The following is a 25208-nucleotide window of genomic DNA, read 5'->3' on the forward strand; positions in this document are numbered from 1 at the left end:
TTTTATTTTATTATCTTCTTTTACCCATTGAATAATCAATTATATATTGTGCAATATCATCTAAATGCACTATATCTTTAACTGCACCTGCTTTAATGGCTTTTGCTGGCATTCCAAAAACAACACAACTTATCTCATTTTGTGCTACTGTATATACATTATTATTAAACATGTCTTTCATACCAATTGTACCATCATCACCCATTCCTGTCATAATAATAGCCATTGCACTTGAACCTATTACATTATTAACTGATCTATATAATACATCAACACTTGGTTTATGTTGGCTTACTTTTTTTGTATCTAATAGTTTAGTTTTATATTCTAGTCCATTTTTTACCACAGTTAAATGCATATTTCCAGGAGCTAAATAAGCATGCCCTCTTTCTAAAAGCATTCCATCTTTTGCTTCTTGTACATTTACATTAGAGTTATCATTTAATCTATGAGCAAAGGAGTTAGAAAAACCATAAGGAATATGTTGAGAAATTAAAATAGGAGGTAAATTTTCGGGTAAATTTTGAAATACTTTTAATAAAGATTCAACACCACCAGTTGAAGAGCCAATTGCAATTAGTTTATATCCAGAACCTCTTGTAGGAGTTGATGGGATTACTTCATCAGGATGAATTTTATATTCAACTGCATTAGTATTTTTAGTTTTTGATACTAATGCCTTTGGTTTTTTTAATGTATATCTTTTAAGTAAAAAAGTTAAATTTAATAGAGTCTCTTTTATTCTCTTTTGAAAAGATATCATTGATTCTCCACCTTCAGGTTTAGGAATAAAACCTACAGCCCCATCATCAAAAATATCATTTCCTCTTACACTCTCACCTGAAATTACGACAGCTGGCATAGGATGTAAACGCATTAAGTTTCTTAAGAAAACTACACCATTCATTTTTGGCATATTAATATCAATTGTTACAATATCTGGTTCATACTGCTTAATTTTTTCTCTTGCATCAAATGCATCTACAGCCATAGATATAACTTCAAATTCATCTATTTCATTTATCATATCTTTTATAATTCTTCTCATTGAAGGAGAATCATCTATAACTAAAACTGTATACACTCTAAAAAACCACCCTATTTATTATATAAAGCTAGAAAAGTTCGATTTCCATTTCAGGTTCCTCTGATTTATCTTCCATACCAAATAAATCAACACCACCAACATATTCTTTGATAACAGGAGCTTTTGTAATCTCTTTTTGTAAAGATTTTTCCTCTAGTAAAATTTTACTATCAGTTTCACTTTTTTGAGTAACTTTAATAAATGTTTCAAACTCATTTGCAAGTAGAATTAATCTACCATGCTCACCTCTTGTATGTTCACTCATTAGTTGAAAGCCCTCAGACTTACAAAAATCTTTTGCGAACTCAACATTTCTATGTCCTATTGATTCAGATGAAACATTTAATTGCATAATATCTGCACCACCTGATATTTTTGCAAACATATTATTTTTATTACAACCTAGTTTGTACATTTCATTAAGCATTGCTTCAACTGAATAAAGACCATACTTCATATCATCATTACTATTATTACTACTTGGAAGTAAAAAGTGATTCATTGCTTTAATTTTAGTAACTTTATCATAAAACATAATAGCAACACAAGAACCTAGAAGTGTTTTAAATGCTATTTGTTCTATATCATTACCAACAGCAAATTCTCCACCAATTACAGTATGAGTACATAAACCTTTTGTTTTTTGTGTAAATCTTATAGCTGAAGCTTTTTCAATGCTTCCATCTTTATGTCCAATTACAATCAAAATGCTTCCTTTTCTTTAATGAAAATATTTTGTCCTACTCTTTTTACATAATTAACTAAATCTTGGGGGTTTTCAGAATGACCTAAGTATAAAGTTCCCCCAATTTTTAAATGTGAAAAAAGTTTTTTTAATATTTTATTCTGATCTTCCGCTGAAAAATAAATAAGTACATTTCTACAAAATACAATATCAAATTGATTTTTTGAAAAAGGATATGTATTGTCATTTAAATTCATAACTTGAAATGTAAGCATTTTTTTTAATTCATCTTTTACTTTTATAAGAATCTCTTCTCCAGCTAAGTTTTTTTCTATTCTTCTTTTAAAGTATTTTGAGGGTTTAATCCATTCAGGGAATTCTTTTGATGATTTAGAATACCTATATACACCATTTGCAGCATACTGTAATACATTTGTATCTATATCTGTTGCAATTACAGAAGCATTTAGTTTTTTCCCAATTTCATCTTGAACTTCTAAAAGAGTCATAGCCATTGAATATGGTTCTTCACCTGTTGAAGATGCAGAACAATACATATTTATTTTATTTCCAGATTTTGCAAGCTGGGGAATGGCTCTATTTTTTAAATCTAAAAAATGAAAATCTTCTCTAAAAAAATGTGTTTTATTTGTAGTAAAAGAGTTAATAAATTCAGTAACATAGGAACCTTCTTCAACTAAATGAAGAAGATCCATAATATCACCTTTATATTTACTATCTCTTTTTAATTTATCAATTCTATTAGAGATCATAATATCTTTATTATCAGCTAATGTTATTCCAGTTAATCCATAAAGAATTTTCTTTACTCTATTATGAACGTCATCTGTTGTATACTTCATTTATGAAGCTTTTCTTGCTTTATTTATACCTCTTTCGATATTAATTTGAGCATTAATAATACCTACAACATCTAAGATAAGACCAATACTTCCATCTCCTCTTACAGTTGCTGCTCCAATTCCCTCAACAGATCTAAAGTTTTTATCTAAAGGCTTAACAACAACTTGATGTTGATTTAAGAACTCATCAATAGATAAGGCAACTTTTGTATTTCCAGATTTAACAACAATTAACATACCATCTTCTAAATTTTCAAAACTATTTTCAAGTCCAAATAATTGATGTATTCGTACAACTGGAATAAACTCTTCTCTTAACATTAATAAATCTTGAGTTCCATCACCAATTTTTTTAATCATATCAGATGTTGGTTGTAATGACTCAACAATAGAAGATAATGGTAAAATATATTTTTGATCACTAACTGCAATATCTAAACCATCAAGAATAGCAAGAGTTAAAGGTAACATAATTGTTAAAACTGTACCCTCACCTAATGTAGTATCTAGTTTTAAATCTCCACCTAGTTTTTGAATATTTGTTTTAACAACATCCATTCCAACACCACGTCCTGAGATTTCTGAAATTTGATCTGCTGTTGAAACTCCAGCACCAAATACAAGCATTGCTTTTTCATTATCATTCATATTATTATATTGATTTTCATCAATTTGACCTTGATCTAGTGCTTTTTGGGCAACTTTTTCTATATCAATTCCTCTTCCATCATCTTCTATTGTAATAATCATTTGTCCATTAGCTTGTTCAGCTGAAATTATAATAGAACCAATATCATGTTTTCCAGAAGCTTCTCTTTCTTCTGGTGTTTCTAAACCATGATCAAGTGAATTTCTAATAACATGCATTAAAGGATCAGTTAATCCTTCAATCATTGCTTTATCAATTTCAACATTATCACCAAAGTGTTTGAATTCAACTTTTTTACCAAGTTTCTTAGAAATATCTCTAACAACTTTTGGAAATTTAGAATAAATAGATTCCATTGGTACCATTCGAATACTCATAATAGAGTCTTGCATATCTCTAATATGTCTTTCAAGTAACTCTAATCTTTCAAGTACAGAATTTCTTGTTTTTGAATCATCAATAGTTGATGAAAATTGAGTAAGCATGGCATTTGTAATAACTAAATCCCCAACATTATTCATAAGTAAGTCAATTTTATCAAGATTTACTCTAATATTATTATTAGTAGAAGCTTTTTTAGTTGCTTTTTCTTTTATCTCTTTATTAACTCTAGGAGCACTTGGTTTATTAGCAGGAGGTGTTTGTTCATTTGTAATAACTGCGGCACTTTCTTCTGAAGTTTCTACTGTAGTGTTCTCAGTAGCTTCGATATTATTTGTTTGCATTACAGAATCTGGTGTTAAAGATGGAACATCATCAAAAAATCCAAAATTCTCTTTATCTTCATCATTTATATGAATATCTTTAGCATTATCAGAAGCTTCTTGTAACTCTTTATCATAGAAACCAAAGTTTTTTTGATTTTCATCTACGTCATCCGCAAATATACCATATGATTTACTACTTTTTTGTTCATTTAAGTCATCATCAAAAAATCCAAAATTTTCATTATCTAAAGACTCTTGTACCATAGGAATTGTAACTTCAGGAGTTTCAATTACAGGTTCTTCTTTAACAATTTCTTTAATTTCTTCTTTCTTAACAACTGTACCATTAGAATATGCACGGATTTCTTCAAGTAAAGAAGTAGTCATTTCTGTGAATGTTTCTTTTGTTAAATCTTCTGCAACTTCTAAATCTAAGATTTCTTTCATTACATCTAAACCATCAATTAAAGTTCCTGCCATTTCTGGTATGAATTCAATTTTATGATTTCTTAATTTATCCATCATATTTTCAACATCATGCGTAAATTCAGCAAAAAGTTTTAATTCAACAGATGCACCACTACCTTTTAAAGTATGTACATCTCTAAATAGTTGACCCATTTCATCATCTGTTAATGAGCCATTATTTTCAGCTTCTAAAAGTACATTATCAGCTGATTCAAAAAGTTCTTCAGCTTCTTCTAAAAACATTTCTCTATATTTTGAAATATCAAATGACATATTAGATCCTTTTTTTATCTACTTAATACGATGTTTACTGCTTTTAACAGTTGATCCGGAACAAAAGGTTTTACAATCCAACCAGTAGCACCTGCTGCCTTTCCTTTTGTTTTCATTTCATCACTTCTTTCAGTTGTTAATACTAAAATAGGTTTTTTTGAATATTGTGGTATTTTTCTTAGTTCGCCAATAAGTGTAAGTCCATCCATATTTGGCATATTTACGTCAGTTATTATTAAATCAAAATTAGTGCTGTTAGCTTTTGCTAAACCATCTACGCCATCAACTGCCTCAGTTACATCAGTGTAACCACCTTCGTTTAAAGCATAGTTTAACATATCTCTTAGCATTGTAGAATCATCTACGATTAAAAGTTTTGCCATATTAGTACCCCTTAGGTTGTATAGTTAAAAAATTATTTAACTATACTAACGTAAGAAATATTAAACTAGGGTTAATTATTAAATTGAATTAGAAGCTAATTCAATTCTATCTTTACTTACTTTAAGTACTTTTATTTCTACTTCATCTCCAACACTTAAAACATCAGAAACATTTTTAACTCTTTGTTTTGAAATTTTAGAAATATGTAATAAACCTTCTCCACCTTTTGGTAATGCCATAAATGCACCAAAATCAACAATTCTTTCAACTTTTGCCATTAATACATCATCAACAGTATAAAGTTTTTCAAAGTCAAGATTTTTTGAAGGTTGTTTTCTTGAAACTGCATTATTAGAAATAGTTTTAATATGTTCACAAGCATCTAATACATTTTGCTTATTACTTCCACTTACTTTTACATTTCCACTATCTCTATCTAAATCTATTCCTACAGAGAACTTTTCAATTATTTCTTTAATTGTTGAACCTGCTTTTCCTATAACAACCATTATTTTACTTGGATCAATTGCAAATTGTTCAATTAATGGTAAAGCTTCACTTGGAATAATATCTTCAGCTGCTGTATGCATTAAACCTAAAATATGATCTCTACCTTCTTTTGCTTGTAATAATGCTTCTTGTAAAACTGATAATTCAATTCCACCAAGTTTAATATCCATTTGTAAAGCTGTAATACCTTTTGTAGTACCTGCAACTTTAAAATCCATATCTCCATCATGATCTTCAAGACCCATGATATCAGTTAATACAGAATAGTCACCATTTTCAACAACCATACCCATAGCAACCCCAGCAACTAAATCAGAAATTGGAACTCCTGCTGCTTTTAAAGCTAGTGAACCTCCACAAACAGTTGCCATTGAAGAAGAACCATTTGATTCTAAAATTTCTGAAACTAATCTAACTGTATCTGTATAATCATCATCAATAGTAGCTTCTAAAGCTTTTTTACCTAAATTACCATGACCTAATTCTCTTCTTCCTACTCCAAACATTGGTTTTGCTTCACCTACTGAGAAACCTGGGAAGTTGTAATGTAACATAAAGTTTTCAATTGAAGTTGATTTTTCAGTTAACTTTTCAAACATTTGTCCATCTTTTGGACCACCAAGTGTTGCTACAACTAAAGCTTGTGTTTCACCTCTTGTAAATAAACAAGATGAATGAGCTGATGGTAAAATATTAGTATCAATAGAAATAGGTCTAACGTCTTTTAACCCTCTTCCATCTGCTCTAACCTTATCACTTACAATCATATTTCTTACAATTTCTCTTTTTACAATAGATACAGCTTCATAAATTACTGAAAATTCTATTTCATTCTCTTCACAATATGAGTTAGCAGAAATCATTTTAGCTACATCTTTAAGTTCAGTTGCTCTTTCACTTTTTGCTAATTTTTTAATAGCTTCAGTAATATCTGAAGAGAAATTATCTCTTACATAATCAATAACATCTTCAGAAATTGTAAACTTAACTAGTTCAACTTCTTTCATTTCTTTACAAGCAACTTCAAAACCAGCTTCATAAGTAGTATTAGCTTCAAATAAAACTTCTTGAGCAAAAGCAATTGCTTCTACTAATTGCTCTTCATTCATTTCATTTGTACTATGAACTTTTGTAAAAGCTTCAATATCAACTTCAAGCATTTCAGATGAAGAAATAGCTTTCATTTCAATCATAAGTAATTCGTCTTTAGAACCAGCAATATATAAATCTAATGTAGAATTTTCAAGTTCAGACATTTTAGGATTTGCAACATATTCACCGTCAATCTTAGCAACTCTTACACCACAAACTGATTTTTTAATTGGTAAGTTTGAAGTATATAAAGCAGCATTAGCAGCATTTAAAGCTAAGGCTTGTAAATCAACATCTTTATCAGCACTTAAAACCATAACTGTAATAGTTGTAGGATATACATATCCTTTAGGGAATAATGGTCTTAAACTTCTATCAATTACTCTTGAAGTTAAAGTTTCAAACTCACTTGGTTTTGCTTCTCTTTTTATAAAACCACCTGGAAGTTTCGCTGCTGCATATGTTTTTTCAATATACTGAACTGTTAAAGGAGTAAAATCTTCACTTACAGGATTATCAAATTCACTAACTACTGTAGCTAATACAACTGCATTTCCTAATTTTGCTAATACTGACCCATTAGCTTGTTTAGCTACTTTACTAAACTCAAAAATCTCTTGTTTTTTACTTAATTCAAATTCACAAACTGTTGACATTTATTTTAATCCTTTTTTATTGTTTCTATATCTTTAAATTTTATTTCATCTAATGTATCATAATAAAAGTTAATAGATATAAAGTGATCTAGCTTTTTTATATAATACAAATCATCTGCAATTGACTCAATTGTTGGAATACTAGCTGTTGGTATTACAGGAGTTGCAACTGAAACTGATTTAGCTCCTAATTTGATTGCACTTTTAATACAAGCCATCATTGTTAAACCCGTATTTAATCCCTCATCAATTAATAAAATATTTTTTTCATTTAAATTTGTTAATTTATTTCCATTTCTAAACTTTGAAACTTCATATGACAATTCATTTTCATATAAAAATTTTGACTGTCCATAAATTAAATCTAAACTAATACCAAATACTTTTACTAACTCTTCATGAATTAATACTTCTTCAGCTTCAGTTACAATTGCTATTTCACATTCATGATTACTAGGTGCAAATATTTTCTTAGAAAACATCATATCAAGTTTTGCATTTAACTCTTTTGCAATAATACTTGCAATTGGATATCCCCCACATGATGTAGATAATACTGTCCAATCTTCTAATTTCATACTTTCAATTGGTAAAATATCTAATAATCTATAAGCAGCTACTTCTCTATTTTTAAAATATATTGGATCTGGTGTCATTATTCATTCTCAATTTCATACTCTTGTTTTATTCCACCAAGAGGTTTTAATGTAAGATTTAAATAAACAACTTCTTGATCTACATCTGTTGTATCACTAGAAGAAGCAACTCTTTCTCTTTCATACTTTATATCAAAATTCCAGCATTTATCATTTATATTTAAATTAATACCTTGTTTACTTTTAATTTTTTCTAAAATATTATAGTTTTCATAATAAGAAAATTTATAATCTTTAGCAAATTGATACTCTGCTTTAACATTATATGATTCTAAATCTTCTTTTCCAGAATTATCTGTATCTTTTGATTTATAATATCCTGCTGTTAAAGATATATCTTTTAACTTATATGTTCCAGATATAGTATTTTCAATAAACTGTTTATCTTGAACATTATAAGTTAATCTATTAGAAATAGAACCATTATTATAATTTAATTTAATATAATTTTCAGTATTTTGAAGCTTTGGTTCATCTACACTATTATACAAAATTGATTGTGTTAGTTTATGATTTACTATTTGTTTTAAACTATCATTATTATATAAAGATTGATTTAGAGATAGTTTTATATTTTTATTATTTGTACTATTTGTAAATGAAGATAAATCATCCTCTTCTTCATAATCATTACCTGAAATACCATATAAAGCACCATCTTCTTTTATATTTTCAGGATGAGTATACTCAGCTTCTAAATTTAAAGTATGAAGATATTCTTCATAAGGTTTTATTAAATCAGTTCCAACAGAAACAGATACTTCATTTTGAGTTAAAGTACCATCTTCATAATTTGAAGTATTGTTTGTATATTTGTACTTACTAAGTGTAGTTTTATTTTGAATATTAAAATATAAGTAATCATCTAAAAAGTATTTACTATAATTAATAGGAAGTGACAATTCATAGTAATTAGCTCCAACTCCCTCTACTCTTGTATAACGTCTATATTTAGTATCAAGAGAGTATAAAACTTTATTTAAACCAAATAGTTCATTATTATATTTATGAAATTGTAATTGAGGAAGTTCTTGTAATGTTGTATCATTTGAATCTAATGATGTATCAATATAATGTCTTCCATATATTCCACCATAATATTTTGGTGTATTATAAAAATAGTTTATTTTTGATTCAACTTTTTCATCACTAGAAGTATCATCATCTTCTAAAGTTTCATACTCAATATCATTTAACCAATTTATAGATGCGTATAAACCATCTTGATGATTTCCACTTGAAAAAAGTTTTGTTCTTTCATAATCAATACTCCATCCATAGTGTTTTTGATTATCTAAATCATTCTCTTCTTTGTAACTTTCTTGTTCTCTAAAAAAACCTGCATTTAATTTAAGTAAAGAGTGTGGTGAGTCTGCATATCTAAAATAAGAGTAGGCACCAAAACCTCTTTCACTTCTTACTTGAGGAATAATTTCTAAATCATAATTTGCTTTTGGTGCTATAAATATAGATTGAGAATAAGAGAATCCTTCACTACTAGAATAACCAATTGTAGGAGGTAATACACCTGTTCTTCTTGTAGTATCAGTTGGAAAACCTAAGTAAGGACTATAAAATACAGGTACGTTCCTAAAATATAATCTTGGATTATAAGTATGCATCCATTTATCTTCTGTATCATAAGAAGCTGATGAAACTTTTATACTCCAAGCTGGATCAACACAGTCACATGATGAAATTATTGAGCTATCTAGTTCTATATTAGTATTATCTTTTGTAGATTTTTTTGAATTTACCCAAAGATTACTTTTTTTATCAAAAAGTAATACAGGTGTTTGAGAATAAGAATCATTTTTTAAGTTTATTAAAGCATAATCACTTTGTGTTTGGATACTGTTATCTTTTAAAATTAAAACATTATCAAAAAGTTCAAAGGTCTCTTTATCTTTATTATAAACTATTTTAGAAGCACTTAAATAATAAGTTGGCGAAAAGACAACTACATTACCCACTGCTGTTACAATATTACCTTCAGTATTAATACTTTCAGATATAAGTTGAAACTTTTCATTTTTTAACTCTTCACTAAAAGAAAAAGAGGCAAGTACTAATAATGAGGCTAAATAATTTTTAAGCATTTACAACCAATGTCTTACCAGTAAAATCATGAAACGTTTTTCTTCCATCATTAAAGAAACCAATTAAAAAACCTACATAAAAAAACATTTCAGAAAAAATTCTTCCAAGAGATCTTAAAACTGCAGAAAACATTGAAATCCTACCCCAAGAATTAGAGTCTATAACTTTTATCTTAACTACAATCTTTCCTACTGTGGCACCATAATACCAAGTAAATAAAGCCTGATAAACAAGCTTTAAAAAAATTAAAGGCATCACTAAGTCAGTTTTCATAAAAAACATCATTGCATTAACATCATGACTAACTGCCATAATATTATCCCAAAAAATTATAAGAATAATAGCCGTTACAAGTAAATCATCAATAACAAAAGCAGTAGCTCTAGATCTTAAGGATGCTAATTGTAAATCATCAGTATTGTTACTCATTTAACTACTTTAATGCTTGATATGCAATATCTGTTCTTATTTTTTTACCAGCAAAATGAACTTGACCACATAAATCATAAGCTCTATCTCTAGCTTCTTTAATAGTTTTTCCAAAACCAACACAAACTAAAACTCTTCCACCATCTGCCATTAACTTGCCATCAACTTTTGAAACACCAGCATAAGAGATGTGAGAATTTAAAGCTAAATCTTCATCAACAATTTTATCAACAATAATTTCAGCAGCAGGTGAACTTGAATATGGATAGTTTTGGCTTGCCATTACAACACCAACACCAAATTCATCTTTGATTTTAATATCTAATTTATCAAGTTGTTTAGTTGCACCTTTATAAAATAGTTCAGAAACAGGAGTTTCTAATAAAGGCATTAAAATTTCACACTCTGGATCACCAAATCTTACATTATATTCTAAGATAATTGGTTCACCTTTAACTACCATTACTCCAATAAAAAGAACACCCTCGAAAGGAGCACCCTCTTTTTTCATACCCTCTAAAGTTGGTTTAATTACTCTATCTTCTACTTTTTGGTAAATATCATCGTTTACTAAAGGAGTTGGAGCATATGCACCCATACCACCTGTATTTGGTCCAGTATCACCATCACCTATTCTTTTATGATCTTGTGCTGCTGGTAATACTTTGTAATTCTCACCATCACAAATAGCAAAAATTGAAAGTTCATAACCATCTAAAAACTCTTCAACAACAATAGAAGTTCCAGCATCACCAAAAGAAGTTCCAGCTAACATATCAGATGCAGCCTCTTTTGCTTCTTCTATACTTTGTGCAATAATTACACCCTTACCACCACATAAACCATCTGCTTTTACAACAATTGGCAAACTCATAGTATCAATAAAATCATGAGCTTCTTTTTCATTTGTAGTTTCAATAAATGCTGCTGTTGGTATGTTATATTTTTTTAATATATTTTTCATATAAACTTTTGAACCCTCAAGTTGTGCAGCTGCAGCACTTGGTCCAAAGATTGTTAAATCATTTTCTTTAAATATATCAACAACACCATCTACTAATGGAGCTTCAGGTCCAACTATTGTTAAATCAATTGAATTTTCTTTAGCCCATAAAGCTAATTCATTATAATCTTTAATATTAATATTTGTCCCTAAATTGTCTGTTGCGCCATTTCCAGGCATAAAAAATAAGTTATGTTCATTTTCTTTAGAGATTGCCAAGCCAATAGAGTATTCTCTACCACCACTTCCAAGTATTAATATATTCACGATAATTCCTTGCATTATAATTATTTAAATTTGTTTTAAGACCCAAGCAGCCGTTAACCATCAATTTGGCCCTAAAAAGCCAATAACCGTACATAAGAATTAGACTTAAGGAGTGAAAACATAATGAAACACTGCACACCGTCTACTTACAATTACGTACTAAAATATAGTATCGGACCCTCAACAATGGAAATCCCGAACTACTTAGATGGCAATATTTTATCTAATTGATGATTAATTTTAGTTTTAATTTAATATTTGCTTTGCAAGTTTTATACATTCATCTATTGAAGTTTTTTCACTTACAATATAATCTATGTTCTTTGGTAAATAATTAGCAGTTGTTTTTCCAATTGTTATAGCTTTATAAGAATCTTTCCAAGTATAATTTTTAAAAAAGCACTCTACACTTGAAGGTGCTGAAAATATAAAAACAGAGTTATCTTCTAATATTTTATTAGACTTTAAACAAGATGTTTTGTAAGTTATTAATTCATCAATATCAATATTATTTTCTTTTAAAATATCAACTAATTTTGATACAGTTTTTAAAGCTCTTATATATAAAACTTTTTTATTTTTAAACTTAGGAATTAACTCTTTTGCAAACTCATTTCCATGAGAACTAATACCTGTAAACTGTAAGTTTCCACCATATTCATTTATTATATTTGCAGTTTTAGGAGCAATCGCATAAGAGGGTATTTCTTGCCAAGTTTTATTAAAAGAGTCTATAGAATAAATAGCATTCTTAGAAGTAAAAATCAAAGCATCATATTTATTTAAATCAATATCACTTGGTAAAAACTCTATACCAAAAACACTTAAGTTTTCAATCCCTTCATATTTTAAATTATTTAACAAATATATTTTAGACATTTATTTTAAGCTCCAATTCTTGAGTATAATTAATTGCATCATCCATATGAAAAAACATTTTATGCTTTTTAAAAGAGTTATCTGTATCTACTGCTAGTATATTTCTTTTATGTGCATGCTTTAAAACAAGTAATGTTTTTATATTTTTAGCACTTAATTTATCTATCATATCTTCAATAGTAAAAATTGCAGATATATCTAAAAAAGAGACATTTTTACAATCTAAAATAACTATTTTATTTTCGGTGATTTTATCTAATTTATTATCTAAAACTGAAGCAGTTCCAAAAAATAAAGAACCATCAATTTTTATAACTTCAATATTATTGTTAGTAATATCAATATCAAATGAGCTTTTAGCTCTTCTTGTTTTAATTCTAGTATTTCTAGAAATTTGATAAACAGCTAAGATAGAAGCAATAGTAATACCAACACCAACAGCCATTATTAAATCAACAAAAACTGTAAGTAAAAATACTGTTGTCATAATAAGTAAATCTTGTCGTGAAACTTTGTTCATAATTCGTAAAAATTTATAATCTAAAATATCAAAACCAACTTTTATTAAAATACCAGATAAAACTGCAAGTGGTATTTGAGAAGCTAGAGGTGCTAAAAACAAGATAATAATTAAAAGTGTAATAGAGTGAACCATTCCAGATACTTTAGATGTACCACCACTATTTATATTTATTACTGTACGCATAGTAGCACCTGCACCTGGAATTGCACCAAAAAAGGCACAAATTGAGTTACCAATTCCTTGCCCTATTAACTCTTTTTTAGGATTATGCTTAGTTTTAGTCATAGAATCAGCAACTAGTGATGTTAATAAAGAATCAATTGAACCTAATAAAGCAAGAGTTATCGCTAAGGTAATTATATTACTAAGTTCTAATAAATCAAAAGAAAAAGGAAGATTAAACTCTGGTAATCCTACAGGAATACTTCCAATTGTATCCACATCATATCCCATATAAATAGTAAAGTGAGTTACTACAAATAGTGCTATTAAAGCTGAGGGAATATATTTTGTAATGATTTTTGGAGTTAAGAACATAATTGCTAAAGTAATATATGCAATGATTAAGGCATGATCATCTGCATGTTTTATAGTATCAAAAAGCTGTGTTATTGTATAAATTACTGAACTATAAGACTCTACACCTAAAAAAGGATTTATTTGTAAAATTACAATAATTACACCAACTCCTGACATAAAACCAGAAATAACAGGGTAAGGGATATATTTAATCCATTTACCAATTCCAACTAATCCAAAGGATATTTGAATTAAACCAGATAAAAAGATTACAGTCATAACAGTTGATAAATCGTTTGGGAAAGTTGCAATGGCAGTTGCAGTTACAACTGTCATAGGACCAGTAGGTCCTGATATTTGTGTAGAAGTTCCACCAAAAAGTGCTGCAAAAAAACCTAATATAATTGCACCATACAATCCTGCAATTGCACCTGCTCCACTTGCAACTCCAAAAGCAAGTGCTAAAGGCAAAGCTACAACTGCCGCAGTAATTCCTGCGAATATATTATTTTTTAAAATTTGCAAGGAAACTCCTAGTTAAATTAATTATCTTCGTCTAAATATTCCTCATCACCAACTTTATCATTTTTACCACGTGCAATGATATGAATTGGACAACCTTCAAAGTTAAAATTATCTCTTAAGAAGTTAATCAAATATCTTTTATAAGAGAAGTGAAGTAATCTTGGTCTATTCATAACTAAAGCAATTCTAGGAGGCTTTGTTTCAAATTGAGTAGAATAATAAATTCTTAAATAAATACCATTTGGACTTGGAAGAGAGTGTCTGATTACTGCTTTTTCAATTACTCTATTAAGTGCTGATGTTGGAATTCTTTGAGTATAATTATCATAAATTTCAATAATTTTATCTTTTAATCTATCAATTGAACGTCCAGTTTTAGCAGAAACTGCAATAATTGGAGCATAATAAAGGAATTTAAACCTTCCTCTAATTAACTCTTCCATTTTCTTAAAAGTTTCCATGTTTTCATCCCACTTATTAAGAACAATAATTGTTCCTAATCCGTATTCATCAACTAACCCTGCAATTTTTTCATCTAAATCTGTTAATTCATCTGAAGCATCAAGAACAAGTAAAGCAACATTTGCTTTTTCTAACATCTCTTTTGTTCTCATTAAAGCAAATTTTTCAATTCCTTCAATTCTTCCACGTCTTCTTAAACCAGCAGTATCTACAAATGTAACACTTTTATCAGCATATTCAAATACTTCATCAACAGGATCAATAGTAGTACCTGCTATTGGAGATACAACTGATCTTTCTTGACCTACTATTGCATTTAAAATTGATGATTTCCCAACATTAACTCGACCAATAATTCCAACTTTAATTTTATTATCAATCACAAAAGTATCAGGGTTTTCTTCTTCATCTTCAGGAATTATTATATCTTCTTGAATTTCATAATCCTCTAAATCTTCAACACCTTCAATCTTTTCTAAAGGTACGATATGAGATTCAGTAATTATTTCTTTTACTTCAGAAGATTCTAAAACCTCTTCTTCAACTTCTGGTAAATGTGTATAAATCCAATCAAATAAATTCTTTGTACCTCTGTTATGTGATACAGAGATTCCAAATAAATTCTCTTCTCCAATACCAAATTCAAAAAATTCCCAAAGTCTTTCTAACTCTTTATCATTATCAATTTTATTAACTATTAAAGCTAATTCTTTACCTAATCTTTGAAGCTCATAAAATAATTCTTTATCTTTATCATCAGGTATATTTTTACCATCAACCATAAAAAGTATTATATCAGCCTCTTTTGCAGTCTCAATAGCTTTTCTTTTTACATTTGAAAATATTGCATCATTTGTTTCATCAATACCACCTGTATCTAGCATTAATGCAGACTTATCCATAATAGTAACTTCATGTTTTCTAATATCTCTTGTTGTTCCCGCTAAATCAGAAACAATTGCAATTCTTTTTTGCGCAATTCTATTGAATAATGATGATTTACCTACGTTTGGTTGACCAATAAGTGCAATTTTTTTTAATGTTTTATTCATAAACTTTTAATATCCTATTTGTGTATTATTAAAATTAAAAAAGGCATTAGTCTTTTGACTAACACCTTTTTCATTATAAAAACTCAAGATTAATATAATCCGAATTTTCCTTCAGCACTACTTTTATATAATACTCTCATGTTATCGTCTTTGTCATAGAATACTTTAAATGCAGCTTCAGAACTCTTTAGATCTTTTAATGCCTCTTCAATATCCATTGGCTTGTAAGAAGCTAGTCTTGCAGGATAGATTTCTGTTTCAAAACTTTCTAATTCAAGTGCAATCTTATCTTCAATTTCAGAAGAAGCAACTTCAGTTAATTTAGTAGCTTTATGTGCAGAAACTTTATCATGGTGTCTTCTTAAAACTTTTGAAACTCTATCTACTGCTATATCAATAGCAGCATATAAATCTTTATCTTTTTGTTTAACAACAATTGTATCTAAATGTGCAACATTTAAAGTAAATTCAAATGAAAATGCTTTTTTACCATGTTTCTCTTCTTGAGAGATAATTGAATTTACCGAAATAATATCTAAGTTATATTTTTTAAATACTTCTACTGAACTATTTATATAATCTTTAATTGATTCTGTTAAATCTATGTGTCTTCCTACAATACCTGTATTCATAACAAACTCCTTAATAATAATTTATTAATTTTATCATAAAAATTATTAAAAATAACATACACTACAAACAGAAAAGAAATTAACAATATAAAGCTAGGGATTTTTTTATTTTTTATTAAAATTTATAAAAATAGAGTAACTATGCTTATAAAAAAGCATAGTTATAAAAATCAATCATCTTCATTTATTATTGCTTCAAGCGAAGAGAATGCTGTTTCCATTTCTGTTATTAATACTGTATATGCAGCAAATTGAGTAGCCATACTTTCATATTTTTCATCAAGTGCTTCAGAAGCTTCTGTGTAATCATCATCTAATGTATCAATACTATCCTCAAGTTTCTCTTCATAAGTATATAACAAGCCATCATAGCCATCTAATGCATCTAAATAAGTCTTAAGCCTTGTTCCAATTCCCTCTTTTTCTGCATATCCTGTAAATAACTCTTTAATATCATCATAGTTTTCACTAATTGCACTTGATAGTTCAGTACTATCAAGTTCTAAATATCCATCACTATCAAAAGACATACCATAAGAAAAAAGGTTTTCTTCATCATCTAAACCATAAGAATCAAATAAAATCTCTTTTATACTTGACATCATGTTTTTTAGTGTACTTGAATCTGAAATTACAGCAGGATCATCTTCATCCCCTAAAATTTTTGAATCTACTAAATCTACTAATTCATTATATTTATATACCATATCTTCAACAGCTGCAACAAATACTGTATCATCTCTTACTAATGTAATAGATGAATCACCCTCCTCTAAAGCTGTTATACTTAAGCCATTTGTCATTGATATATTATTTGAAGATAAGTTATAATCAATACCATCAACACTTGCAATTAGATTTTGGGCACTAAGCACATGATTTGATTCATTTTCTAAACCTAAATCAATGTCACTTTGAGTTATTGTTAAACCATTTTCAAGTCCATTGTTTGCACTTTTTATAACTAATCTATAGCTATCATCACTTACTTGCTCTAATGCAACATCAAGTTCTGTGTAATAACCCATTTCTTCTTCTAACTCTTCATAAGTTTTTCCATCAGTTGTAAAAGTATACGACTCTTCACCAATAGCAATACTTATACTACCAGAACCAATCTCTTCTGTAATATCTGAAATAACATCTGTTTGATAAACATCTTTTTGTGCTAATTGACTAACACTTACACTAATAGAACCTTCTGATAAACCACTTGTATCTGTTGCTGTAAAAGATACAGATGAACCACTAGTAGTTGCAGACATTTCATCAAAAACACTTGTTCCTGTTGTATATAAGTCAAAATCTTCAATTATTGCTAATAGTTCATTTGTCATAACTTGTATTTCTTCTACTGCTTCTAATTCAGTTTCGGTATCTTCTATCTCTGTTGTTATTGGGTCTAAAATAGATGTTGATTCTGCTGTTTTTAATTTATCTAAAAGCTCTTGACTTAAATCTAAACTTCCTGAACTACCTAAGCCTAAAATTCCATCTGCCATAATTTCTCCTTTACATATTTAATAATGTTTGCAACATTTCATCAACTGCTGTTATAATCTTTGCATTTGCTTCATAAGCTGCTTGATACTGTAGTAGATTTACCATCTCTTCATCTGTATCAACTTTCGTAAGTTCGTTATAAGTACTCTCTAGTGAATTAACTATAGATTTTTGAGAATCTAACCTAAAATTATTACTTTCAACATGAGAAGAAACACTAACTAATAAGTTTTGATAAAACTGGCTAAAAGATGTTGTATCATCACTATTTGAATCAATATTAATTTCATCACTCCATTGAATTTGAGCTAAACTTTCTAAATCATCACTAGATAAACTTCCAATACTATTTTGTACAAAACTTAAAGTACTAATACTAGAACCTGTAAATACAGAAGTAGAAGAATTTTTATTAAATTCAGAAACTAATGCATTTGCAAAATCATCTAAGCTACTTTTATATGATGATATTATTGAGGTAGATGTTGATAAGTTGTTTGTTAAAGATTTAATAGAACCACTTTCTAGGGATAATTCTTCATTGTATATTGATAAGAAGACTTCATCCTTTCCTTGTATTGAATTATCATTTTTTTGAATTTCAACATCATTTATAGTAATTGCTAAATCAAATTTTGATTCTTCACCCTCTTTTGTTGAAGTAATAATTAAATTATTACTTGTATCTAAATACGCACTTAGTTCATTAAATTCACTATTATTATTTATTTCATCAACTATTTGATTTTTAAAGTCATAATCATCACTTGTAAGATCTGGATTAGCAGTTATTGTTATACTTGTAGTATTATTTAAAGTTAATGTTATTTCATCACTACTATTAATATTTGAATCTTCTAAACTAGTAGAGCTATAAATATCTTTTTGTGCAGTATATGTTTCATTAATACTAACTTCATGGAGATTTGTATTATTAAATATAGCACTAACTCCTGCTATTTCTAAATTGTACTTTGAGCTACTTGTATCAATTTTAAAATCTACATACTTTGATAACTCCTCTTCTAAAGCATCTCTTTTATCTAATAAATCATTATTTGAACTAGAAGAATTTTTAACAATCTTTTCATTTAAATAAACAATCTCTTCTAAAATACTATTAACACTTGAAACTTGATCTTCTAATAATGAATAAGTACTTGTTTCAATCTCATCTAATTCTTCATATAAAGAGCTAAGATTATTAACAAGAGTTTCACTTTGTGATTCTAACTGTTCTTGATATATAGAACTATTTGGATCTGATCTTAGAGATTCTAAATCATTAAAAAAATCACTTATTGTAATAGATAAACCACTACTATCAGTTTCACTAAACATTGTTTCAATATTACTTGAGGTTAAATCTTCTTGATTATAATATTCCATTAGGCTATTTTGTTGTGTTAACTGTGTATACAAATACTCATTTGTAGTTCTTGTTACTCCATCAAAAGAGACACCATTTCCTATATTATCTTCAAGTGAACTAATCTCTGATACATCAACTGTTCTTTTTTTATAAGCTTCAGTATTTTCATTTGCAATATTATTTGATGTAACATCAACGGCACTTCTTGCAACTGACAAGCCACTCTTTGCTGTATATAAGGAATCCATCATAATTTATACTTAATAAATTTTTTTTATATCTACAAAATCTATATAAGATAAAACATTATCTAATATAAATTTTTTATCAATATCATCAAAGCCTAATACTTCATGACATACTAAATATATTTTGTTATCTTTTGTAGTTTGAATTGAAGAAACATTATATTGTTTGTTTTTATTTGAACTATTTTTTCTTCCATCTTCTATAACTCTATCTATAATATTTACAATATTTGTCATAGTAAGAAGATTCATAGACTTTTGTAGCTTAGTTAGCATATTTTCTAAATTATCAAAATTAGAAGTTTTATGATTATGCATAAAATAACTATAACATTCAACCACCTGATTTTCAAGCTGTTTAATATCTATATTTGTTCCCATTTTATTTTCCTTTTAATTTATATATTTAACTAAAGATAAGTCATTTATTTTATTTATAGTTGAGTAAAGTGCTGTGTATGTATTTTCTAAAGATTGAGATTCAACAGCAAGTGCAGTTAAATCTGCACTTTCATACTGCTCTTCTAATAAAGTATAATTGGTTAGTTTTGACTGTACACTTTGAGCATAAGATTCAATAAGATTAGTTCTTATTCCTAATTTTGAATGTGAAGTATTTGTATTATCATAAGCTTGTTCAAATTTTTCCAAAGCACTTGATAATAAAGTACTAGCTTCACTTGAAGTAATATCATTTCCATTAGTATCTTTTTGTTTTAATGCAGCTATTAACTCATCTAAATCATCAAAATAGCTATGTTTTGATTCTAATTTTGTATCTTCTGTATTAGTTATAGAAAAAGTTCCATCACTGTTTGTAGTTAGAGCAATAGGTGTTGATGAGGTATCACCATTTAAATATAAACCATCATATGTTCCATCATTGTCATTATCTAGAACCTTCCACTCATTACCTTCTTCATCTAAAATGATTTCATTACTCGTAAAATCTAATGTTTCACCATTTGATGCACTTGCATTTGTGTAATAAATCAATTCAATACCATTAATACCTTGAGTTGTATACTGGTTTTTTTCGACATTTACTTTCTTATTTGAATAATCACTTTCATAGCTTATTTGTCCAGTTACTTCATCTTTAATAAAAGGGGTTGTATCTGTATTATTGCCTGAGAATAGATATTCTCCATTAGTTGAGTCATTAACTAATGAAAATAAAGTATCTTTAATCTGTTCAACTTCACTTGCAATAACATTTTTATCAACACTACTAACAGTGTCATTTAAAGCTTTTATAATATCAGTGTTAACTGACTCCATTGCTGTTTTTATATCAGAAGTAGTTGTATCACTAAAAGTATTATATGTGTTTGATAATTCAATTCTATTTTCAATTGCTGTATAAGTATTTAAATTATTTTGTATACTTAATAAATAGTCAAACTTTATTGAGTCATCACTACCTTGTTCTAGTGCTTTATTACTACTTAATCCATAAGTTACTTTAGAACTTCTCTCATTTAGAAGTTCTAAGTTATACATAATTGTATTTATTGAGCTAACCATCATAAATTCCTTTTAGATTAACGTTTTAAACCGATTAATGTAGTTAATATTTCATCAGCAGTTGTTATAGATTTAGCATTAGCTTCAAAAGCTCTTTGAAAAACCATTAGATTTACTAAACTCTCACTTAAATCAGCTGTACTTAACTCTAATGTTTCACTTTCCATTTCAACACCATTGTCATTATTAATACTATAAATTGGATCACCACTTGTTGTAGTTTTTTCTAATAAATTGTCTCCAACTGCTTCTAGTCCTATATTATTATTAAATTGAGCAATAGCAATTTGTCCAATTGCATAATCCATTCCATCTTGCGACATTGTAATTACACCATTACTATCAACAGAAAATTCTCCAAAAGAAGAGTCAGTTATACCTAAGGTATCAAGTTTTAATTGTAAAGATGACTTTGAAGCTGTTTGATCAATAGATGATACAATTTGCATAAATTCAGCATTTCCACCTGTGTTACCACTTAAATCAAGATTCATATCTTTTAAGTAAGTTTCAGTAGCACTATCATCATAAAAATTTAATGTTCCTGAAAATTCTTCACCAGCATTTACTGATTCAACAACTAAAATTCCATTTACATCTTTTGCTTCAACTAGTAGTTGTAACTCAACATCAGAATTTATTTTTGCAATCATATCTTCCATTGCTTCATCATAAGTTGTTAATGTATTATCAGAAGTTACTGTTACTGTTCCAATAGTATAAGAAAGAGTATCACCTACTGCAAATGTAATTGCAGTATCAGAGTCATCTGCCAAAATATCTTCTTCTTCATAAACATCTTGCTGATATCCTGCAACAGCATTTTTTAAATCATTCATAGCACTTTCAACTGCAGCTTCTCCCGTTCCTGATACTGCATCTGCAATGGTTGTTGTTGTACCAGAAGATTCATTTGTTCCTGAAACTTCACTTATATCACCTATTGTAAATGCAGTTCCAGAAATAATAGAATCTATTTTTATAGTTCCATTTAATACGTTTGCAAGATTAGTACTTGCTTCATTTGTTATTGGATCAACTGTATATGCGTTTAATCCTGTAATATTCGATATTTCATCAGCTAAAGCTTTATATGTTGCAACTCTACTTGCTAAAACATTATACTCAGCATCAGTAACTGTACCATCTGCATCTAAATCAGCCACAACAGTACCAGCAGTCACAGCTGTATCTACTTCACTTTTGAAAGCATCACTTGCAGTTACATTTTCATAATTTTGTGTTATTTTATCACCATCAATATATACATATATTTGGTCACCCTCTTCATCTAAAGAAGAAGATGTTCCATTAGGAAAATCTATAGTACTTATTTGTGATATTGATGGACTTGAAGTAGCATTTGGACTTATCGCAAGATTTTCTAAAGCCATACTATAGTTTGATATTAAAGCTTCAATATCAGATATTTTTGTTGATTGTGTTTTAATCCCCGATCCAGATAAAAGTTCATCATCAGAATTTGAACTTACAGTATAATCTGACATCTTTGCAGAATAAGTTTCAATTTTATTTGTATAATTAATAATTTGATTTCCCGCAACTTCTGTAAAAATATCAGTAAATGAATTTAAGTTAGAGTTTGTAGATTCTACATCTGATGTTGTATCAATTGCACTCAAAGCCCAACCTTGGACATCATTTCCTGAAGAATCTTGCAATGTTCCATCATCGCCCATTCTAAAGTTTCCAGCTCTTGTATAATATAATTCGGATGTACCTGAAGTATCTGTGTTTGATACAACAAAGAAACCATCTCCATTAAGAGCAACATCATAAGAAGAACCTGTTAAGTTTAAACTTCCTTGCGTATATTGCTTTTCTGCACTTGTTACAGAAGAACCTTTTCCTATACTATCTTGATACATTAAATCTGCAAAAGAGACTCTAGATGCTTTGTAACCTACAGTATTAACATTTGCAATATTATTTGATTCATTATCTAAAGCAGTTTGTGATGATGATAGACCAGCTATCCCTGTCCATAATGCACTAATCATTTTAAATCCTTTAAGTAGCATGTGATATTTCACTTATGTTAATAATAAAGGAATGATGTAAATATAGGGTATCACTTATTTAAGCATTTGTAAGCAATCCCTATGTTTGGTTAAAATAAAGTAACATTTGTAATAAAAGTAACACTAGTATATTTTACTAATATTACTATATAAAATTGTTTCAGCTTCACTATCATACGAAGTTGCGGTATCTGAAGAATAAGCTAGTTCAGTTCCACTTTGTTTAAATGATGAGTTACCATTACTTACTGAAGTTACCATTTGATACTTTCCTGATGAATTTTCTACAATACTTGATGTGATTCCATCAACTGCATTTATTTCAGTACTTAATTCTTGGTATGTTTTTCCATATGTAGAGAAAGTATATGTATCCCCATCACTATTTGTAAAACTTACCGTATCCTCTTCACTTGATGAATCAATACTTGTATCTTCACTATCAACAGCAGAAAAAGTATATACATCATAGTATCCAGATATTTCATAAGCTGTTAGATAAATCTCTCCATCAACTCCCTCTACTGATGAAACTTTATATTGTTTAGTATTACCACTATCATCTAAATTGCCATTTTCAACTATATTACCAATTAGTGATGCAGATGAGGATAATGCTGATTGTTCAAATGAACTTTGTAGTGCCTCCATAGCAGTAACAGTAGCTATATTAGCTTCTAAAGAGGATAGTTCTAATTGTGTACTTAACATAGAACTTGAATCAACAGGATCAGTTGGATCTTGCATAGATAATTCAGTTAGCATAAGTGTAATAAAATCATCACTCTCTAACTCATCATTGTTTACAGCAGTAGTATAAGTATTACCATATATATCTGTACTTGTTGAACTTGTAACTGTAGTTGACATAAGAAACTCCTAAGTTTTTAGATTTTTTCAATCTTAACAATTAGGAGTAAATAGAGGGTAAGAGTTTCTAACAAAAGTTAATGAAGATTAAAATACGATTTGAAAGAGGTGATAATTATTTTTAAACTTATATTCAAGTTTATAGTTATGAAGTTTGATTATACTATTTGATATAAATAGACCAAGGCCTAAAACATCGTTACTTTTTTCATAGTCACGATTAAAAGCTTTATAGTAGGTATTAATATCCTTTTTAAGCTTTTTCCCTTTATTTTTTATTTCAATAGAATTCTTATCAACAATAATTTCTATTTTATCATTGGTGTTATATTTAATTGCATTATCAATTAAATTTTTTAAAGCACTTGAAAATAGCTTAAAATCAACATCAATCTTTAGGTCTTTATTTATTTTAAGATTAATATTACTATTACTACTATTTAAAAGTAACATATCTAAAGATTCATCTATTAAATCAACAGCTCTATAACTTTTTATCTCTAACTTAATAAAGCCAGAAGTAAGTTCTTCAATTTTCGTGAATTCATTTAATAAAAACTCTAATCGATTAAAAACACTTGATAAAACAGTCCTCTTTTTTGTATCATCAAAACTATTAGTAACAATCTTCCCTTTTGTAATAGGTGTTTTTAATTCATGCATTATATTTCGTAAAAATAGATTTCTTGAGTTTATTAACTCTTTTTCTTTTTGTATAGTTAGTACTTTTAATTTTTTTAATAAGAAAATATAAAATAGTATAAGTAATATATCTATTAATACTAATTCTATAAGGTAAGATACTTTAAATTGAAATAAAACAAATATATTAAGTAGAATAAAAATAAATAGATAGAAAATACTTATTTGTAAAGTAATAGAGTTCTCTTTATTCATTAATAAACTTATAACCTAGACCTCTAATTGATAAAATATATTTAGGTTTTTTTACATTTTCTTCTATTTTACTTCGAACTCTACCTATTAATACATCTATACTTTTATAAGAACTTTCATATTTTATAGACTCTACATTTGACAATAGTTCATGTCTAGATAATACAAAACCGTTTTTCTTTATCATATATAATAGAATATAATATTCTGCATTTGTCAAATTTAATAATTCAGAATTTTTAGAAATTTCCATTTTAGATTCATTAAAAGTGAAAATCTTCTCTTTTTCAGGTTTAGTTTCTTTTATTATTTGATGATTACATCTTCT

Annotated in this window: 22 protein-coding genes; all 22 read right to left on the bottom strand. The window is 28.0% G+C overall.

What is annotated here, in order from left to right:
- Nucleotides 1-10: 10 nt before the first annotated feature.
- Nucleotides 11-1084, bottom strand: coding sequence for a chemotaxis-specific protein-glutamate methyltransferase CheB (gene cheB, locus GBG18_RS12390; RefSeq protein WP_152191510.1), 1074 nt, complete (start codon nucleotides 1082-1084; stop codon nucleotides 11-13).
- A gap of 31 nt (nucleotides 1085-1115) precedes the next feature.
- On the bottom strand, nucleotides 1116-1793 hold the full coding sequence (locus GBG18_RS12395; RefSeq protein ID WP_152191512.1) for a chemotaxis protein CheD: 678 nt from the start codon (nucleotides 1791-1793) through the stop codon (nucleotides 1116-1118).
- Nucleotides 1790-2635: a CheR family methyltransferase gene (locus GBG18_RS12400; RefSeq protein ID WP_152191513.1), complete on the bottom strand. Its 846-nt coding sequence runs from the start codon at nucleotides 2633-2635 to the stop codon at nucleotides 1790-1792. The genes GBG18_RS12395 and GBG18_RS12400 overlap by 4 nt, the downstream gene beginning before the upstream one ends.
- Entirely contained in the window at nucleotides 2636-4732 is a 2097-nt protein-coding gene (locus GBG18_RS12405) for a chemotaxis protein CheA (RefSeq protein ID WP_152191515.1), read from the bottom strand. It abuts the gene before it with no gap.
- 14 nt (nucleotides 4733-4746) lie between these two features.
- Complete coding sequence (locus GBG18_RS12410) at nucleotides 4747-5115, bottom strand: response regulator (protein WP_152191516.1); 369 nt, start codon at nucleotides 5113-5115, stop codon at nucleotides 4747-4749.
- A gap of 78 nt (nucleotides 5116-5193) precedes the next feature.
- Entirely contained in the window at nucleotides 5194-7374 is a 2181-nt protein-coding gene (locus tag GBG18_RS12415) for a polyribonucleotide nucleotidyltransferase (protein WP_152191518.1), read from the bottom strand.
- A 5-nt stretch (nucleotides 7375-7379) separates the two neighbouring features.
- Nucleotides 7380-8030: a phosphoribosyltransferase gene (locus GBG18_RS12420; RefSeq protein ID WP_152191520.1), complete on the bottom strand. Its 651-nt coding sequence runs from the start codon at nucleotides 8028-8030 to the stop codon at nucleotides 7380-7382.
- Nucleotides 8030-10129: an LPS-assembly protein LptD gene (locus tag GBG18_RS12425; protein ID WP_152191521.1), complete on the bottom strand. Its 2100-nt coding sequence runs from the start codon at nucleotides 10127-10129 to the stop codon at nucleotides 8030-8032. The genes GBG18_RS12420 and GBG18_RS12425 overlap by 1 nt, the downstream gene beginning before the upstream one ends.
- A complete protein-coding gene (locus tag GBG18_RS12430) occupies nucleotides 10122-10559 on the bottom strand; it encodes an RDD family protein (RefSeq protein ID WP_152191523.1) in 438 nt (145 codons plus the stop codon). The genes GBG18_RS12425 and GBG18_RS12430 overlap by 8 nt, the downstream gene beginning before the upstream one ends.
- Nucleotides 10560-10563: 4 nt before the next feature.
- A complete protein-coding gene (purD, locus tag GBG18_RS12435) occupies nucleotides 10564-11829 on the bottom strand; it encodes a phosphoribosylamine--glycine ligase (RefSeq protein WP_152191525.1) in 1266 nt (421 codons plus the stop codon).
- A 246-nt stretch (nucleotides 11830-12075) separates the two neighbouring features.
- The gene (locus GBG18_RS12440; protein ID WP_152191526.1) at nucleotides 12076-12708 is read right to left on the bottom strand and encodes a uroporphyrinogen-III synthase; all 633 of its coding nucleotides are present in this window, start codon (nucleotides 12706-12708) and stop codon (nucleotides 12076-12078) included.
- Nucleotides 12701-14275 (bottom strand): SulP family inorganic anion transporter, encoded by a 1575-nt coding sequence (locus tag GBG18_RS12445; RefSeq protein WP_152191528.1) that lies wholly within the window; start codon nucleotides 14273-14275, stop codon nucleotides 12701-12703. Before GBG18_RS12445 ends, GBG18_RS12440 begins: the two co-directional genes overlap by 8 nt.
- Nucleotides 14276-14292: 17 nt before the next feature.
- Nucleotides 14293-15789, bottom strand: a complete 1497-nt coding sequence (gene der, locus GBG18_RS12450) for a ribosome biogenesis GTPase Der (protein ID WP_152191530.1) — start codon at nucleotides 15787-15789, stop codon at nucleotides 14293-14295.
- Between the two features lie 89 nt (nucleotides 15790-15878).
- A complete protein-coding gene (hpf, locus tag GBG18_RS12455) occupies nucleotides 15879-16421 on the bottom strand; it encodes a ribosome hibernation-promoting factor, HPF/YfiA family (RefSeq protein WP_152191532.1) in 543 nt (180 codons plus the stop codon).
- Between the two features lie 170 nt (nucleotides 16422-16591).
- Nucleotides 16592-17923, bottom strand: a complete 1332-nt coding sequence (fliD, locus tag GBG18_RS12460; protein WP_152191534.1) for a flagellar filament capping protein FliD — start codon at nucleotides 17921-17923, stop codon at nucleotides 16592-16594.
- A gap of 10 nt (nucleotides 17924-17933) precedes the next feature.
- A complete protein-coding gene (gene flgK, locus GBG18_RS12465; protein WP_152191536.1) occupies nucleotides 17934-19547 on the bottom strand; it encodes a flagellar hook-associated protein FlgK in 1614 nt (537 codons plus the stop codon).
- Between the two features lie 9 nt (nucleotides 19548-19556).
- A complete protein-coding gene (locus GBG18_RS12470) occupies nucleotides 19557-19925 on the bottom strand; it encodes a hypothetical protein (protein ID WP_152191538.1) in 369 nt (122 codons plus the stop codon).
- A gap of 12 nt (nucleotides 19926-19937) precedes the next feature.
- Complete coding sequence (locus GBG18_RS12475; protein ID WP_193311142.1) at nucleotides 19938-21071, bottom strand: flagellar hook-associated protein FlgL; 1134 nt, start codon at nucleotides 21069-21071, stop codon at nucleotides 19938-19940.
- A gap of 17 nt (nucleotides 21072-21088) precedes the next feature.
- Entirely contained in the window at nucleotides 21089-23092 is a 2004-nt protein-coding gene (locus GBG18_RS12480; protein ID WP_152191542.1) for a flagellar hook-basal body complex protein, read from the bottom strand.
- A gap of 144 nt (nucleotides 23093-23236) precedes the next feature.
- Nucleotides 23237-23983, bottom strand: a complete 747-nt coding sequence (locus GBG18_RS12485) for a flagellar hook capping FlgD N-terminal domain-containing protein (RefSeq protein ID WP_152191544.1) — start codon at nucleotides 23981-23983, stop codon at nucleotides 23237-23239.
- A gap of 87 nt (nucleotides 23984-24070) precedes the next feature.
- The gene (locus GBG18_RS12490; RefSeq protein WP_152191546.1) at nucleotides 24071-24880 is read right to left on the bottom strand and encodes an ArsS family sensor histidine kinase; all 810 of its coding nucleotides are present in this window, start codon (nucleotides 24878-24880) and stop codon (nucleotides 24071-24073) included.
- Nucleotides 24873-25208: winged helix-turn-helix domain-containing protein (locus GBG18_RS12495; RefSeq protein ID WP_193311144.1), on the bottom strand; the 336-nt coding region annotated here is incomplete at its 5' end. The genes GBG18_RS12495 and GBG18_RS12490, both read right to left, overlap by 8 nt.

Source organism: Poseidonibacter ostreae (assembly GCF_009208075.1).
GTDB classification, from domain to species: Bacteria; Campylobacterota; Campylobacteria; order Campylobacterales; family Arcobacteraceae; genus Poseidonibacter; species Poseidonibacter ostreae.

Coding starts and splice junctions, on each gene's coding strand:
- GBG18_RS12400 (WP_152191513.1), bottom strand. CDS start 2,635: ATGAAGTATACAACAGATGACGTTCATAATAGAGTAAAGAAAATTCTT.
- GBG18_RS12405 (WP_152191515.1), bottom strand. CDS start 4,732: ATGTCATTTGATATTTCAAAATATAGAGAAATGTTTTTAGAAGAAGCT.
- GBG18_RS12410 (WP_152191516.1), bottom strand. CDS start 5,115: ATGGCAAAACTTTTAATCGTAGATGATTCTACAATGCTAAGAGATATG.
- GBG18_RS12415 (WP_152191518.1), bottom strand. CDS start 7,374: ATGTCAACAGTTTGTGAATTTGAATTAAGTAAAAAACAAGAGATTTTT.
- GBG18_RS12420 (WP_152191520.1), bottom strand. CDS start 8,030: ATGACACCAGATCCAATATATTTTAAAAATAGAGAAGTAGCTGCTTAT.
- GBG18_RS12425 (WP_152191521.1), bottom strand. CDS start 10,129: ATGCTTAAAAATTATTTAGCCTCATTATTAGTACTTGCCTCTTTTTCT.
- GBG18_RS12430 (WP_152191523.1), bottom strand. CDS start 10,559: ATGAGTAACAATACTGATGATTTACAATTAGCATCCTTAAGATCTAGA.
- GBG18_RS12440 (WP_152191526.1), bottom strand. CDS start 12,708: ATGTCTAAAATATATTTGTTAAATAATTTAAAATATGAAGGGATTGAA.
- der (WP_152191530.1), bottom strand. CDS start 15,789: ATGAATAAAACATTAAAAAAAATTGCACTTATTGGTCAACCAAACGTA.
- hpf (WP_152191532.1), bottom strand. CDS start 16,421: ATGAATACAGGTATTGTAGGAAGACACATAGATTTAACAGAATCAATT.
- fliD (WP_152191534.1), bottom strand. CDS start 17,923: ATGGCAGATGGAATTTTAGGCTTAGGTAGTTCAGGAAGTTTAGATTTA.
- flgK (WP_152191536.1), bottom strand. CDS start 19,547: ATGATGGATTCCTTATATACAGCAAAGAGTGGCTTGTCAGTTGCAAGA.
- GBG18_RS12470 (WP_152191538.1), bottom strand. CDS start 19,925: ATGGGAACAAATATAGATATTAAACAGCTTGAAAATCAGGTGGTTGAA.
- GBG18_RS12475 (WP_193311142.1), bottom strand. CDS start 21,071: ATGGTTAGCTCAATAAATACAATTATGTATAACTTAGAACTTCTAAAT.
- GBG18_RS12480 (WP_152191542.1), bottom strand. CDS start 23,092: ATGATTAGTGCATTATGGACAGGGATAGCTGGTCTATCATCATCACAA.
- GBG18_RS12485 (WP_152191544.1), bottom strand. CDS start 23,983: ATGTCAACTACAGTTACAAGTTCAACAAGTACAGATATATATGGTAAT.
- GBG18_RS12490 (WP_152191546.1), bottom strand. CDS start 24,880: ATGAATAAAGAGAACTCTATTACTTTACAAATAAGTATTTTCTATCTA.